Origin of the sequence: Streptomyces finlayi, assembly GCF_014216315.1 — a bacterium.
GTDB lineage: Bacteria > Actinomycetota > Actinomycetes > Streptomycetales > Streptomycetaceae > Streptomyces > Streptomyces finlayi_A.
This window is the reverse complement of the sequence record NZ_CP045702.1, coordinates 2,551,264-2,565,633: the sequence shown is the minus strand read 5'-3', so window position 1 is coordinate 2,565,633 and position 14,370 is coordinate 2,551,264. Positions and strand designations below refer to the sequence as shown.

Genomic DNA, 14,370 nt, shown 5'->3' with positions numbered 1-14,370 from the left:
CGAGGGCGGTGGACAGAATTCGTTCGTTGGCCGTGCAGGCGCGGAGCGCCGTTGTACGGTCGCGCGCTGCCCGAGGGCAGTGGTGCGGGCTCGCACGCCTGCTGATTCCCAGTGGCCCCGGGCGCAGGCCGGGGCGGTGGTGCGGAGCGGGAGCCGGCGGTCGTCAGGTTCCGACGGCCCCCGCACACGAGGGAGCCGTCAGGTGGCTCCCTGTCCTGTGGCCGGGCTCAGCCGGCGGTGCGCGGCAGCTCCCGGATACGCCCGAGCGAGCCGAGCCATACGGCAGAAGGCCGGGCGGTGCGCTCGAACGTTTCGAGGTCGACCGCGATCAGACCGAACGTGGGCTTGAAGGAGCCCCACTCGTAGTTGTCCAGCGCACTCCATGCCAGGTATCCCTGAATGTTGAGACCGTCCTCCAGAGCGGAGGCGACCTCGTTGAGCGCACCGGCGTAGTAGTCGGCGCGGCGGCTGTCGTCGGAGGTGGCGATGCCGTTCTCCGTGACGATCAGCGGCATGTCGCCGCCGACGACCTCGGCGGTGTGGCGCAGGGCGTAACCGACGGCGGAAGGGTAGTACTCCCACTGCGTCAGCGTGCGTTCGACGTCGTCGGACGCCGGGATCGGTCCCTCGGGCCCGATCTTGGTGCGGGTGTAGGACTGCACCCCGATCCAGTCGTCGCCGCGTGCGGCCTCGATGAAGATGTCCTCGCGCGGGTGACGGTAGGCCCCGGTGACGTCTTCCGCGCCGGGGAGCGCCTGGTAGGCCTGGTTGGCGATGGTCCAGCCGACCTGGATGCCCGCGTTGATCGTCCTGACCTCCTTCACCGCCGCGTGGTGGGCGGCTATGACTGCCTGGGTGGTCTCGTCGTCCGGCGTCGGAAGTCCGGCCGGGGGGAATCCGATGTCGCCGCGCTTGGCCTGACCGGCCATCACCGCGATCATGTTGGGCTCGTTGATGGTGCAGACGTGGCTGACCCCTTCGGAGATCACGGGCGCGCAGGCCGCCACGTAGCGGGCGAAGAGATCGGTGGCACCGTCGGCGGTCCAGCCGCCGCGCGCTTCGAACCACTGCGGCACGGTGAAGTGGTGCAGGGTGACCATCGGGCGCAGTCCGCGTTCGATGGCGCCCTCGACCATACGGCGGTAGTGCGCGAGCTCGGCACGGGAGAACTGTCCCTCGGCCGGCTCGATGCGCGCCCACTCGATGGAGAAGCGGTAATCGGTGAAGCCCAGTCTGGCCAGCGTGTCCATGTCCTCGCGCCAGCGGTGGTAGCTGTCGCAGGCGTCCAGGCTGGGTTCCTGGATGTGAGTGTCGGCGGAGTGCTCCTTGACCCACCAGTCGCTGTTGGTGTTGTTGCCCTCGATCTGGTGGGCGGCTGTGGAGGCACCCCACAGGAAGCCTTCGGGGAACGGGACCGGGGTGTGCGTCATCGCGGAATGTCTTTCTGGTGCGTGAAGGGGTGTGACCGCCGGTGGTTCGAGGTGCGGTCTCGTACGTGTTCGAGGGGCGGCCGGGACGGGCTACTTCATGCCCGCCGTGGCGATGCCCTGGGTGAAGTGCCGCTGCAGTGCGATGAACAGGACCAGCACCGGCAGCACGACCAGGAAGGCTCCGGCCATCAGCATGCCGTTGGACCCACCGGCCTTGTTGGGGTCCGTGGCGAACGTCGCGAGTGCCACCGGAAGCGTGTACTTGTCCGGGTCGTTGGTCGCGATGAGCGGCCAGACGAAGTTGTTCCAGGAGCCGAGGAAGGTGAAGATCGACAGGGTGGCGAGGGCAGGCTTCACCAGTGGCATCACGATCCGCCAGAAGATGTACCACTCGCCGGCACCGTCCATCCGGGCCGCTTCCAGCAGCTCGTCCGGGATCGACTGCATGAACTGCCGCATCAGGAAGACACCAAAGGCGCCTGCGGCGAACGGCAGCACGAGGCCGGCGTACGAGTCGATCAGCTGGAGCTTGCTCATCAGCACGAAGAGCGGCAGCAGCATCAGGTTGCCGGGGACCATCAGGGCCCCGAGCACCAGACCGAAGATCTTGTTGCGGCCGACGAAGTACAGCTTGGCCAGTGCGTAGCCGAGCATCGAGCAGAAGACCAGGTTCGAGACGGTGACGAGCAGCGCCACGATCACCGAGTTCATGAAGTACAGCGGCAGATTCAGCTTGTCGAGCAGTTTCCGGAAGTTCTCCAGGGTCCACTCGGTCGGAATCCATACCGGCGGGCTGGCCGACAGTTCGCCCGTCGTCTTGAATGCCGAAACGGCCATCCAGAGGAACGGCGCCGACATGACCAGCAGACCGAGCGACAAGAGGAAATAGACCAGAAGTCGCTTCGGGCTCCGGGGTCCTCGCTGCTCACCCTCGGACTTCTTCGGCAGCGCCCTCCGCACGGCACCGGGTGCATTGCTGGCGCTCATTTGGTGTTGTCCTTCAGCAGTCGGAGCTGGAGCACCGTGATGCCCATGATCACCACGAAGAGGACATACGCCATGGCGCTCGCATAGCCCATGTGGAAGAAGTTGAACCCCTCGCGGTACATGTTCAGCGAGACGGTGAGGGTGGAGTCGGAAGGGCCGCCCTGCGTCATCACGAACGGCTCCTCGAAGACGTTGAGGTAGCCGATGGTGGTGATCACCGTGGCGTAGAGCAGCGTGGGCCGCAGCAGAGGGACTGTGATCCCTCGGAACTCCTGCCAGGCGCCGGCGCCGTCCAGCCTGGCGGCTTCCCGGACCTCTGTGGGGATGGCCTGCAGTCCTGCGATGAAGAGCACCATGACCGTGCCGACGTTGCGCCAGACCGCCATCGCGATCATCGACGGCATGGCGAGCGTCTCGGACCCGAGGAAGTCGGGTGACGTGAGACCGACTTCGGAGAGGACGCCCGCGATCAGCCCGTCACTCGGGTCGAGTACGAACCGCCAGACCACGGCGACCGCGACGATGGTCGTCACCACCGGGGCGTAGAAGCCGACGCGGAAGAAGGTCCGCGCCTTGTCGATGCCGTTGTTCAGCAGTACGGCGACGACCAGACCGAGGGCGATGGTCAGGGGGACACCGATGACCACGAAGTACGCCGTGTTGAAGAGCGACTTGAGAAATCTCTCGTCGCCGAACAGATTGACGTAGTTCTCGAAGCCGATGAAGTTCGCGTCCAGCGGGCGGGTGACGTTGCGAAGCCCGAAGTCCGTGAAACTCATCAGCAGCGTTGCCAGGATGGGGAACGCCATGAAGACGGTGAAGATGACGAGGAAGGGAGTGGAGAACAGCCAGCCAGCCGCGTTCTGCACGCCCATCGAAGTCTTCTTGCGACCTCGGCGACCCTCGTGGTTCCCGGGCCCGGCGGCCGGGGACCTGGACGCCCCCGGCCCAGCTGTCACCTTGGCCGGCTGCGCGGCCTTTCCGGTCGTGGTGCTCATGACCCCTACTTCACGAGCCCTTCGATCTCGGACTGCGCCGTGTCCAGCGCGTCTTCGGCGGACGCCTTGCCCTGTGTCACCTTCGCGATGGCCTGGTCGACCTTGTCGGTGATCTCCGTCCACTTGGGGAGGGACGGGGTGGACTTGGCGGTGTCCATCTGCTTCTTGAACACCTGGAGCCCGGCGTCGTCGGCGAGCGTGCCGGAGGTCCAGGCCGCGGTGTTCGCGGGCAGGTCCTTGGAGCGCTCGTACCAGTCGGCCTGGCCCTTGGTGTCGGTCAGGTACTTGATGAACTCCGTGGCGGCGGCCTTGTGCTCGCTGTCCTTGGAGATCACCAGGGAGGAGCCACCGGCCATGGAGACGGAGGCCTTGTCGGCGGGGACGTTGGCCACCGCCCACTTGCCCTTGATCTGAGGCTGGCCCTCGTTGAGGAGGGTCACGTGCCAGGGCCCGCCGAAGAACATGGGGACCCGGCCGTTGCCGAAGTCCTTCACCACGTCGTAGCCGGGCTGCACGGACTTGTTGGAGAGGCCCTTGTCGAAGTACGAGCCGTACTCCTTGAGTGCCTTGACGGCCTCGGGGCTGTCGATGACGGCTTCGCCCTTGTCGTTGACGATCTCGCCGCCGGCCGAGTACAGGAAGGAGTAGAAGTTCTGCACCGTGTCCAGGCCACTGGGCTGGATGGACAGGCCCCACTTGGTGCCCGCCTTCTTCTGATAGGCGGTGGCGAGGTCCTGCATCTCCTGCCAGTTGGCCGGAGCCTTGGCGATGCCGGCCTTCTCGGCGAGGTCGGTGCGGTAGTAGAGCACGCGCGTGTCGACGTACCAGGGCACGCCGTACGCGGTGCCGTCCACCTCGCCCTGGTTCCAGCCGGCCGGGAAGAAGTCCCCCTTGTCGAAGACCCTGGCGTCGACCGGTTCCAGTACGCCGAGCTCGGAGAACTCGCCCATGTAACTGCCGCCCATCTGCGCCACGTCCGGCATGGTGCCTGCGGCGGCGGCGGAGACCAGCTTCTGGTGGGCGACATCCCAGCCGACCGGGGTCACCTTGACAGTGATGTTCGGATTGGCCTTCTCGTAGACCTTGGCCACATCCGCGAGCTTCTCGCCCTCGGCCCCCATGGCCCAGACGGTGAGCGTCTGCTTCTTGTCCGCGGCGACGTCTTCGCCCCCGGAGCCGCCGCAGGCGGTGATGCCGAAGGCGAGGGCGACTGCGATACCGGCGGAGACGGTTCTGGCGGTGCGGGACATGGAGGGCTCCTCCTTGAGCAATCCGAATGTATGCGCTGCCTGTAAGCGCATACATCACTCTGCGGCAGGCGTTCGGGAATCCGCAAGAGGGTGCCAGGTCACACTCGTGCAACGTGCTGGACATCTGAATGTTCAACTTCAGACGCTATGTGGGACCTGTGGGGATCAGAAACTGATGTGACCCATTAGGCAGGGTTGTGCGAGGCCCACGCACAAGGCCCACGAGCAGCCCACGCACAGGCCCACGCACAAGGTTCACGCACAAGGCCCACGCAGGCCCACGCAGGCCCACGCAGGCCCACGCAGGCCCACGCAGGCCCACGCCAGGCTCCGGGGCAGGGCCCTGAGGTCCGGGAGAGGCGGTCTAGGGTCCCGGTCATGGCTTCGTTCGCACATGACTTCCCCTTCGATCCTTCCTATGGGTGCGAGCTGGACGAACTGCTCAGCACTTCCGCCCCGGAGGCCCCCGGAGACTTCGCGGCGTTCTGGCAGGCGGAGTACGAGAGGGCGCGGAAGGTGGACACCGCGCCGGAGCTCGGCCCGGTCGAGGAGGAGCGCGACGGTGTGCGGGTTCACGGGGTGACGTACAGCTCCGTGGGCGGGATACGTGTCGGAGGCTGGGTGGCTCTGCCCTCGGACGGGCCGGCCAGGCACGGATTCGTCATCGGACACGGCTACGGGGGCCGGGACCGTCCGGGCCCCGACGTGCCGCTGCCGCTGCCACGGTCCGCCGCGATCCTGCCATGCGTACGGGGTATGGGGACCCGGGGGCTGCGGTCCGGCATCCCGGAGGCTGCCGTGGGGCACGTGCTGCACGGCATCGGAGCGCGCGACACCTATGTGATCGGCGGCTGCGTCGCCGACCTGTGGTGTGCCGCCTCCGCCCTGGCAGAACTCGTGCCGGACCTCGGGCGTCTCGGTTATCTGGGGGAGAGCTTCGGGGGCGGGCTGGGGGCCCTCGCGCTTCCCTGGGATGACCGGTTCGCCGCGGCGCAGCTGACAGTGCCGACGTTCGGCAACCATTCGTTGCGGCTCACGCTGCAGAGCGTCGGCAGCGGCGAATCGGTGCGGGAGCACCACCGGGATCACCCCGAGGTCACCGGCGTACTCCGGTATTTCGACGCCGCGTCCGCTGCCGCGCGGCTGCGGATTCCGACCCTGGTTGCCGCCGCGCTGTTCGACCCGGCGGTCCCGCCGCCCGGGCAGTTCGCCGTGTACAACGCACTGCCCGGCGTACGGGAACTGCAGGTGCTGAGCGCCGGGCACTTCCCGTACGAGGAGCTCGACGCGCAGGTGGAGGCGCTGCGCGTGAGCCGACGGCGCTTCTTCGGTGAGTGGCTGGGACGGTGACCCGGCGCTGACCGTCCGGTCGGCCCGCCGCCCGTCCGGCGTGGTCGGGCGGTGACCGTTCCGTGGCCCCGGCCGGGGCGGTGACCGTTCCTTCCCCTCCCGGCGGTCACCGCTGCGTCGCCCCGGCCGTAAGCCCCACCGGGTGAGCTCAGCCGCAGCCGCAGCTTGCCCTGCGGGCCATCGAGACCGGCAGTTCCAGTGAGACGGGTTCGCGGTCCCGGTCGCCGAGGCGGCGTACCAGCAGCTCGACCGCCTGTTCGCCCAGCTGCTGCATGGGCTGCCTGACGGTCGTCAGCGTCGGCCGTACGATCCGGCTCAGCGGGATACCGTCGAAGCCCGTCACGGCGATGTCCTCGGGCACGCGCACCCCGCGTCGTTCCAGGGCGTACAGCGCGCCCACGGCCATCTGGTCGTTGGCGAACAGCAGCGCGTCCGGCCGTTCGCCGTCCGACGCCCGGTCCAGCAGCGATTCGGCCGCCCGTGCGCCCTCGGCCTGCGTCATCATCCCGGCCCGCAGCGCGGGCTCCTCCGGCACCGGCAGCCCGGCCTCCCGGCATGCCTCCTGGAAGCCGCGGAACCGCGCCTCGGCGTCCGGCGAGTTCACCTCGCCGCCCACGAAGGCCGGCCGGCGCAACCCGTGGTCCTGGATGAGGTGGCGGGCGAGCTCGCGTTCACCGTCGGCGTTGGCCACCACGATGTGGTCGAGATGGTCGATCTCGCGCGGGCCCGCGAGCATCACGACGGGCAGCCGTCGCGATATCACTTCGAGGTCCGAGGTCGGCACCGTCTGTGACAGGACGGCGAAGCCGTCGACCCGGCCCGCCACCTTGGCCACGAGGCTCTCCGGGCCGCCGTCCAGCGACGCGGCGATCAGCAGGGCGTAGCCGTGCCGACGGGCGGCCCGCTCCATGCCCCGGATGATCTGGTCGGAGTAGAGCATGACCGCGTTGTCGTCGTCCGCATCGGTTGCGGCCGCGGAGGTCTCGGCGTCGGGATCGGAGTAGTCGGGAAAGCAGAGGCCGAGCACCCCGGTGGTGCGGCTGGCCAGGCCTCGGGCGTTGCCGCTCGGCACGTATCCGAGTTCGCGGGCCGCCCCCAGGACCCGCTCACGGGTCTGGGCCCGTACGGAGTCCGGATTGCGGTAGACCCGGGAGACCGTGGCGATGGAGACGCCCGACCGTTCCGCGACGTCGTAGACCGTGGGGGCGCTCACTCGACCGACCGTCCGCTTCTTCTTCCGTAGCGACGCGCCTGATGCGTGTGCTGACTGCTGATTCGACTGCTGCTTCCGACTGCCGGCACCGACCGGTGGCGTTGGGCCGACGGTGCTGCCTACCCAGCCGATGAAAGCGCATTCACCCTAGATTGCGGGGGCCCGAACCGGCAAGGCCACCCGCCCGGGGGTGGCCGATTCGCAGCGGCGCCGGACGGGCCGCGTCTGCCTCACACTCCGTCCCCGCGGCGGCCGATCCGGTTGCCCAGCCAGACCAGCGGGTCGTATTTCCGGTCAGCGGCGCGCTCCTTCAGCGGGATCAGCGCGTTGTCCGTGATCTTGATGTTCTCGGGGCACACCTCCGTGCAGCACTTGGTGATGTTGCAGTAACCCAGCCCGTGCTCCTCCTGCGCCGTCGCCTTCCGGTCGAGGCCCGATGCGGCGGCCGCGTCCAGCGGGTGCATGTCCAGTTCCGCCACCCGCATCAGAAAGCGAGGGCCGGCGAACGACGCCTTGTTCTCCTCGTGGTCACGCACCACATGGCAGGTGTCCTGGCACAGGAAGCACTCGATGCACTTGCGGAACTCCTGCGAGCGCTCCACGTCGATCTGCTGCATCCGGTAGTCGCCCGCCTTCACCCCCTCGGGCGGCACGAAGGCGGGCACTTCCCGCGCCTTGGTGTAGTTGAACGTCACGTCCGTCACCAGATCGCGGATGACCGGGAAGGCCCGCAGCGGTGTGACGGTGATCGTCTCCTGGCGGTCGAACACCGACATACGGGTCATGCACAGCAACCGTGGCCGGCCGTTGATCTCCGCGCTGCACGAGCCGCACTTGCCCGCCTTGCAGTTCCAGCGGACTGCGAGATCGCCCGCCTGCGTGGCCTGGATGCGGTGGATGATGTCGAGGACGACCTCGCCCTCGTTCACCTCGGCCGTGTAGTCCTCCAGGCCGCCTCCGTCGGTGTCCCCGCGCCATACCCTGAACCGCGCGTTGTAGCTGCTCACTCGTACAGCTCCTCTTCGGCGAGGTACTTGACCAGCTCATCCTTCTCGAACAGGGCGAGCAGATCCGGACGGATGGGATCGGTCGACGTCTTCACGAGTTCGATCTGCCCACGCAGCGCATCCTCCGAGCCCTCCGCGGCCTTCCAGCCCTCCAGGCCCTCCGGGCCGGCCAGCCGGCACAGCAGAGTCACCGGACGCCAGGAGCGCTCCATCGTGGGGCAGTCCTCGCGGGTGTGACCGCCCCGGCTCTCGGTGCGCTCCAGCGCAGCCCGCGCGATGCACTCGCTGACCAGCAGCATGTTCCGCAGGTCCAGGGAGAGGTGCCAGCCGGGGTTGAACTGCCGGTGACCCTCGACCGCGGCGCGGTGTGCCCGTACGCGCAGTCCTGCCAGTTTCTCCAGGGCCTGTTCCATCTCCGGCGCGCGGCGGATGATGCCGACCAGGTCGTTCATCGTCTGCTGGAGTTCCTGGTGCAGGGCGTACGGATTCTCCGCGGCGGCGACAGCCCCGGCCCCGTCCTCAGCCCCACCCCCGCCCGCTGCCCCGTTCCCGCCCGTCAGACCCTCCGCGTCGAACGGACGCAGGGCCTCCGTCGCCGCCGCGTCGATCTGCCCCTCGTCCACGGCCGGCAGGGCGGACAGCCCCGCCGCGTACTCGGCGGCGTGCAGTCCCGCCCGTCTTCCGAAGACCAGCAGGTCGGAGAGGGAGTTGCCACCCAGCCGGTTGGAGCCGTGCATCCCGCCCGCCACCTCGCCCGCCGCGTAGAGCCCGGGTACGGCGAGCGCGGACGCGGTGTCGGATTCGACGGCGATCCCGCCCATCACGTAGTGACAGGTCGGCCCGACCTCCATCGCCTCCGCAGTGATGTCGACGTCGGCCAGCTCCTTGAACTGGTGGTACATAGAGGGAAGTCGGCGGCGGATCCGTTCCGCGGACATCCGGGTCGACACATCCAGGAAGACCCCGCCGTGCGGTGAACCGCGGCCGGCCTTCACCTCGGAGTTGATGGCGCGCGCGACCTCGTCGCGCGGCAGCAGTTCGGGCGGGCGGCGGTTGTGGTCCGGGTCCTCGTACCAGCGGTCGCCCTCCTCCTCCGACTGGGCGTACTTCTCCTTGAACACCTCGGGGACGTAGTCGAACATGAACCGCCTGCCCTCGGAGTTGCGCAGCACCCCGCCGTCGCCCCGCACCGACTCGGTGACGAGGATCCCCTTCACCGACGGAGGCCAGACCATGCCGGTCGGATGGAACTGCACGAACTCCATGTGCAGCAGCGGCGCACCGGCCAGCAGCGCCAGGGCGTGACCGTCTCCCGTGTACTCCCAGGAGTTCGACGTCACCTTGAAGGACTTGCCGATCCCGCCGGTGGCGAGGACGACCGCGGGCGCTTCGAGCACGAAGAAGCGGCCCGACTCGCGCTCGTAGCAGAAGGTGCCGCTGACCCTCCCGCCGTCCTTGAGGACGCGCGTGACGGTGCACTCCTGGAAGACCTTCAGGCGTGACTCGTAGTCGCCGGTCTCCCGGAAGTCCTCCTGCTGCAGGGCCACGATCCTCTGCTGGAGCGTACGGATGAGTTCGAGGCCGGTCCGGTCCCCGACGTGCGCGAGCCGCGGGTACTCGTGGCCGCCGAAGTTGCGCTGGGAGATCCTGCCGTCGGGTGTGCGGTCGAAGAGCGCACCCCAGGTCTCCAGTTCCCAGACGCGGTCGGGCGCCTCCTTGGCGTGGAGCTCGGCCATCCGCCACTGGTTGAGGAACTTCCCGCCGCGCATGGTGTCGCGGAAGTGCACCTGCCAGTTGTCCCCGGAGTTCACATTGCCCATGGAGGCGGCGATTCCGCCCTCCGCCATGACGGTGTGGGCCTTACCGAAGAGCGATTTGCAGATGACGGCGGTACGGGCTCCGCGCTCCCGGGCCTCGATCGCGGCCCGCAGACCGGCGCCGCCGGCTCCGACCACCACGACGTCCCACTGCTGCCGTTCGAGCTCAGTCATTCAGAAAAACCTCGGATCGTCGAAAGCGCCGGACGCGACGAGATACACGTAGAAGTCGGCCACCGCCACACTGATCAGGGAGGCCCAGGCGAGCTGCGTGTGCCGGCCGTTGAGCTTCCCGGCCCAGCCCCAGAGGCGGTAGCGCACGGGGTGCTTGGAGAAGTGCCGCAGCCGGCCGCCGATGATGTGTCGGCAGGAGTGGCAGGAGAGGGTGTACGCCCAGATCAGGGTGATGTTCACCAGGAAGATCAGGGAACCGAGCCCCATGTGTCCCCAGGCGTAGTGCTCGTCGCGGAAGGCGAGCACGGTGTCGTACGTGAGGATTCCGGCGACCGGGAGCGCCGCGTAGAAGAAGTACCGGTGCATGTTCTGCAGGATCAGCGGGAAGCGGGTCTCGCCGGTGTACGAGGCATGCGGCTCGGCGACCGCGCAGGCCGGGGGAGAGGCCCAGAAACCGCGGTAGTACGCCTTGCGGTAGTAGTAGCAGGTCAGCCGGAAGCCCAGCGGGAAGACCAGGACGATCAGGGCGGGCGAGAGGCCCCACCAGCTGCCGAGGATCTCCCAGTTGGGGCCGGACCGCATCGGCGCGCAGTTCTCCGCCAGACACGGCGAGTAGAACGGTGACACGTACGGGGCGGCGTAGTAGTCGGCGTTCGCGAAGGCCCGCCACGTCGAGTAGACGATGAAGGCGAGCAGCCCGCCGGCCGTCGCGGCGGGCGCCAGCCACCAGCGGTCGGTGCGCAGATGCCGGGCGGCGATGGCGGCGCGCGAGCCGTGGCGTACACCGGTGCCGCCCACGCCGCCGCCGCTGGGCCGCGTCGGTCTCGTGGGCGGGTGCGGTGGCTGCGTGCCTGGTTCCGTACCGGTGGCCAAGGAGTGCTCCTGGGGCTGGGTGACTGGGCCGTCAAGGGGCCGGGGCTGCGGCTCGGACCTCCCGGGCCTAGGGGGCGTGCCGGCCGCGGACTCCCAGACCTTCGTCGTCCGAGTCCGTCCACAGCGTGGCGTCGTACGGCGCCTCGGTGATGGTGACCATGCCGGCAGGGTGCTCCGGGGAGCCGGTCCGGCCCGCCGCGTCCTCGCGCAGGCGCGCCAGGCTGCGCTCCAGTCGGCCGACGGTGCGGACCAGGTCGTCGAGACAGTGCTGAAAAGCCGTCAATTCCTCGTGCAGGGACATGACTTGCCCTCACTTCCGCGGTAGGCGGGTGGCAATGCTCATGCGCAAGCGAGTGTCGCGCGTCACATCTGCTTTGTGAAGGGAGCGTGCATCCCCGTCTCGGGCGGGGCCGGGGGCCGGCCGTTCCGCCGCCCGGGTGAGGTTCACGGCGTGCCGCGCCGTGTCTGCGCCCCCTCTCGCGCGGAGGCGCCTTCAGTGGATGGACGGAACCAGTGTGATCAACTGCAAATGCCACCAAACATGAAGAATCCGGGCCATTCCGGTACGGGTGGTCCGGGTCGGCCCCGGAGGTATCAGCCATGTCCCACGTCGGCGTCCCGCGCGGGACAGCCCGAAAGCGCCGCTCCCTCGCGCTCCTCACGACGGGTGTGCTCACGATCCCGGTGCTGGCCGGATGCAGTTCGGGCAGCCAGGAGACCTTCTCCGCACCCGTCCCCCAGGACATCGCCCCGGCCGCCCGGGACCTGGTGCGGGACGGCGGCACGGTCAACTGGGCCATCGACGCGATGCCCAGCACGCTCAACACCTATCAGGCGGACGCCGACAGTTCGACCGCCCGCGTCACCGGAGCACTGCTTCCCTCGCTCTTCCCGATGGACACCAGGGGCACACCGCGGCTCAACCCGGACTATCTGGAGTCCGCGAAGATCGTCGAGCGGGAGCCCAAGCAGGTCGTGCTCTACAAGCTCAACCAGCAGGCGGTGTGGAGCAACGGGCGGGAGATCGGGGCCCCCGACTTCGTCGCCCAGTGGCGCGCGCTGAGCGGCAAGGACTCGGCGTACTGGACCGCCCGCAACGCCGGCTACGAACGCGTCGAGAAGATCGAGCGCGGCAGTGACGACCTCCAGGTCCGGGTGACCTTCGCCAAGCCGTACGCGGACTGGCGCTCGCTCTTCTCCCCGCTGCTCCCGAAAGAGGTGACCGCCTCCCCGGACAGCTTCAACGACGGTGCGCGCACCACGCTCAAGGTCACCGCAGGACCGTTTCAGCTGCGCCGCGAGGGCAAGAGCAGCAGCAAGGAACGGCTCACCCTGGAACGCAACCCCCGCTGGTGGGGTGACGAGCCCAAGCTCGATTCGCTCGTCTTCCGCGTCGTCAAGCCACGGGACCGCGCCGAGGCGCTGGCCGAAGGAACGGTGGATGTTGCGGACGTCGACGCCGCCACCGCACACCGGATCGCCCTCGCCGCCCGCGACGGCGGCGGCAACGGGCAGCCGCTCACGCACGGCCCCGGCGCCACCCTCACCCCCGCGTCCGCGCTGCGCTCCTGGGCGCTGGCCCACGGCTCCGACGAGGACCAGGCGGAGGCCGCCCAGGCCGCCCGCAAGAGGAACCGGGAGGCCGTGGCCTCGTACGCCGCCGAGCAGAAGTCGCTGCGCGACTACGTCGTACGCAAGTCCCTGGAGCCCGCCTACACGCAGCTGGCGCTGAACGGCGAGTCCGGGCCGCTCGCGGACGACCGGGTACGCCGTGCGGTGGCCCGCGCCCTGGACCGTCAGGAACTCGCCGAGACGATCCTGAAGCCGCTCGGGCTGCCCGCGGAGCCGCTCGGCAGCCATCTCGCACTGACCGGGCAGCCCGCTTACAAGGACGGCAGTGGCGCACTCGGTGACCAGGACACCAAGGAGGCGCAGGCGCTGCTGGCCGATGCGGGCTGGACGCACGGCGGAGCGGTGGAGAAGCCCAAGGACACCAAGGCGGGCAGCGAGGCCGACAAGAAGAAGGCCCCGGAGAAGGACGCCGCGACGGAGAGCGCGGACGAGGAAGGTGAGACCGAGAAGACCGACAAGACCGACAAGGCTGAGAAGGCCGAGAAGGCTGAGAAGGCCGAGAAGGCCGAGAAGGCCGAGAAGAGCGACGCCGCCGCCCGGACCAGCGCCGCCGAGCCCGCCCGCGACGACGGTTTGTACATCGTCGGACAGGACGACAAGCCGGGCGAGCGCCGTGACGAGGGCCCCGCCACCCACATCCTCGCCCCCGCGCCGGCAGCGGGCCTCCAGAGCGCCGCCCTGCTGCGCCAGGCCGGCCTGTTCACAGCGGCCAGGGCAGCCGCCGAACCGGCCGGGGCCGGGACCGGGGCCGACGGCAAGGACGACGACAACGGCGATACCGACTCCGCGTCCGACGGCTCCGAGGCCACCGCGCGGGACAAGGCCATGGCCCAGGACAAGGTCGCAGACCAGGACAAGGTCACCGCGCAGGAGAAGAAGCCCGGTGGTGCCGACGGTGCGTATGCCCCAGCCGGCACCGCCGCCCCCGCACCCGCCTCGGTCCGGGGCCCCCTGGGGAAGGACGGCGTTCCGCTGTCCCTGCGCTTCGTTCTCCCGTCCGGACCGGGATCCCAGGCGCTCCGCAGCGTCGGCGACAAGATCGCCGAGATGCTCGAATCGGTCGGCATCCGTACGGAGATCACGAAGGTCGCCGACGAGAGCTACTTCAAGGACCACATCGCGTCGGGCGACTACGACCTGGCCCTGTACTCCTGGCCCGCGACCGCCTACCCGGCGACCGACGGCCGTCCGATCTTCGCCAAGCCGGAACCCGCCACCGACGGATCGCTGCTGGTGGAGCAGAACTACACCCGGGTCGGTACCGACCACATCGACCAGCTCTTCGACCAGGCGGTCTCCGAACTGGACGAGGGTGCCGCCCGGGATCTGATGAAGCAGGCCGACGCACGGATCTGGGCTGCCGCAGGATCGATTCCGCTCTACCAGCGCCCGCAGCTGGTGGCGGCAGACAAGGAGCTGGTCAACGTCGGCGCCTTCGGTTTTGCGGTCCCCCGTTACCAGGACATCGGCTTCAAGAAGCCGCAAGCGGCAGGTTCCCCCGCGAACCGTAAGAAGTAGCAGATCACGTCAGCGCCGAGGGCTGTCCGAAGCTCAGAAACAGCTCAATTCCCTTGCCCGCCGGTCCCCCCGGCGGGCAAGGTGGTTCATGCCCTGACCCGGGTTCTTCGCCGACCTTCGC

11 protein-coding genes are annotated in these 14,370 nt (G+C 68.9%); 2 read left to right on the top strand and 9 right to left on the bottom strand.

Annotated features, from left to right (window positions below):
- Positions 1-227 precede the first annotated feature (227 nt).
- From F0344_RS11530 to F0344_RS11515, 4 genes are all read right to left on the bottom strand, one after another.
- Complete coding sequence (locus F0344_RS11530; protein ID WP_185298692.1) at positions 228-1,430, bottom strand: glycoside hydrolase family 1 protein; 1,203 nt, start codon at positions 1,428-1,430, stop codon at positions 228-230.
- Positions 1,431-1,520: 90 nt separating this feature from the next.
- The gene (locus F0344_RS11525) at positions 1,521-2,417 is read right to left on the bottom strand and encodes a carbohydrate ABC transporter permease (RefSeq protein ID WP_185298691.1); all 897 of its coding nucleotides are present in this window, start codon (positions 2,415-2,417) and stop codon (positions 1,521-1,523) included.
- Positions 2,414-3,415, bottom strand: coding sequence for a carbohydrate ABC transporter permease (locus F0344_RS11520; protein WP_185298690.1), 1,002 nt, complete (start codon positions 3,413-3,415; stop codon positions 2,414-2,416). Before F0344_RS11520 ends, F0344_RS11525 begins: the two co-directional genes overlap by 4 nt.
- A 5-nt stretch (positions 3,416-3,420) precedes the next feature.
- Positions 3,421-4,665, bottom strand: coding sequence for a sugar ABC transporter substrate-binding protein (locus F0344_RS11515; RefSeq protein ID WP_185298689.1), 1,245 nt, complete (start codon positions 4,663-4,665; stop codon positions 3,421-3,423).
- 378 nt (positions 4,666-5,043) lie between these two features.
- Between F0344_RS11515 and F0344_RS11510 the strand changes: the two genes are divergently transcribed.
- Positions 5,044-6,015 carry an acetylxylan esterase gene (locus F0344_RS11510; RefSeq protein WP_185298688.1) on the top strand — a complete coding sequence of 324 codons (972 nt, stop codon included), beginning with the start codon at positions 5,044-5,046 and terminating at the stop codon, positions 6,013-6,015.
- Between the two features lie 148 nt (positions 6,016-6,163).
- Here F0344_RS11510 and F0344_RS11505 read toward each other — a convergent pair whose 3' ends face one another.
- The 5 genes from F0344_RS11505 to F0344_RS11485 all read right to left on the bottom strand — a co-directional run bounded on the left by F0344_RS11505 (position 6,164) and on the right by F0344_RS11485 (position 11,400).
- Entirely contained in the window at positions 6,164-7,228 is a 1,065-nt protein-coding gene (locus tag F0344_RS11505) for a LacI family DNA-binding transcriptional regulator (RefSeq protein ID WP_185298687.1), read from the bottom strand.
- Positions 7,229-7,458: 230 nt separating this feature from the next.
- Positions 7,459-8,235, bottom strand: a complete 777-nt coding sequence (locus tag F0344_RS11500; RefSeq protein ID WP_185298686.1) for a succinate dehydrogenase/fumarate reductase iron-sulfur subunit — start codon at positions 8,233-8,235, stop codon at positions 7,459-7,461.
- On the bottom strand, positions 8,232-10,226 hold the full coding sequence (locus F0344_RS11495; protein ID WP_185298685.1) for a fumarate reductase/succinate dehydrogenase flavoprotein subunit: 1,995 nt from the start codon (positions 10,224-10,226) through the stop codon (positions 8,232-8,234). The genes F0344_RS11500 and F0344_RS11495 overlap by 4 nt, the downstream gene beginning before the upstream one ends.
- On the bottom strand, positions 10,227-11,099 hold the full coding sequence (locus tag F0344_RS11490; RefSeq protein ID WP_374940081.1) for a hypothetical protein: 873 nt from the start codon (positions 11,097-11,099) through the stop codon (positions 10,227-10,229).
- A gap of 67 nt (positions 11,100-11,166) precedes the next feature.
- Positions 11,167-11,400: a hypothetical protein gene (locus F0344_RS11485; protein WP_185298684.1), complete on the bottom strand. Its 234-nt coding sequence runs from the start codon at positions 11,398-11,400 to the stop codon at positions 11,167-11,169.
- A 299-nt stretch (positions 11,401-11,699) separates the two neighbouring features.
- Between F0344_RS11485 and F0344_RS11480 the strand changes: the two genes are divergently transcribed.
- On the top strand, positions 11,700-14,249 hold the full coding sequence (locus F0344_RS11480) for an ABC transporter family substrate-binding protein (RefSeq protein WP_185298683.1): 2,550 nt from the start codon (positions 11,700-11,702) through the stop codon (positions 14,247-14,249).
- Positions 14,250-14,370 lie beyond the last annotated feature (121 nt).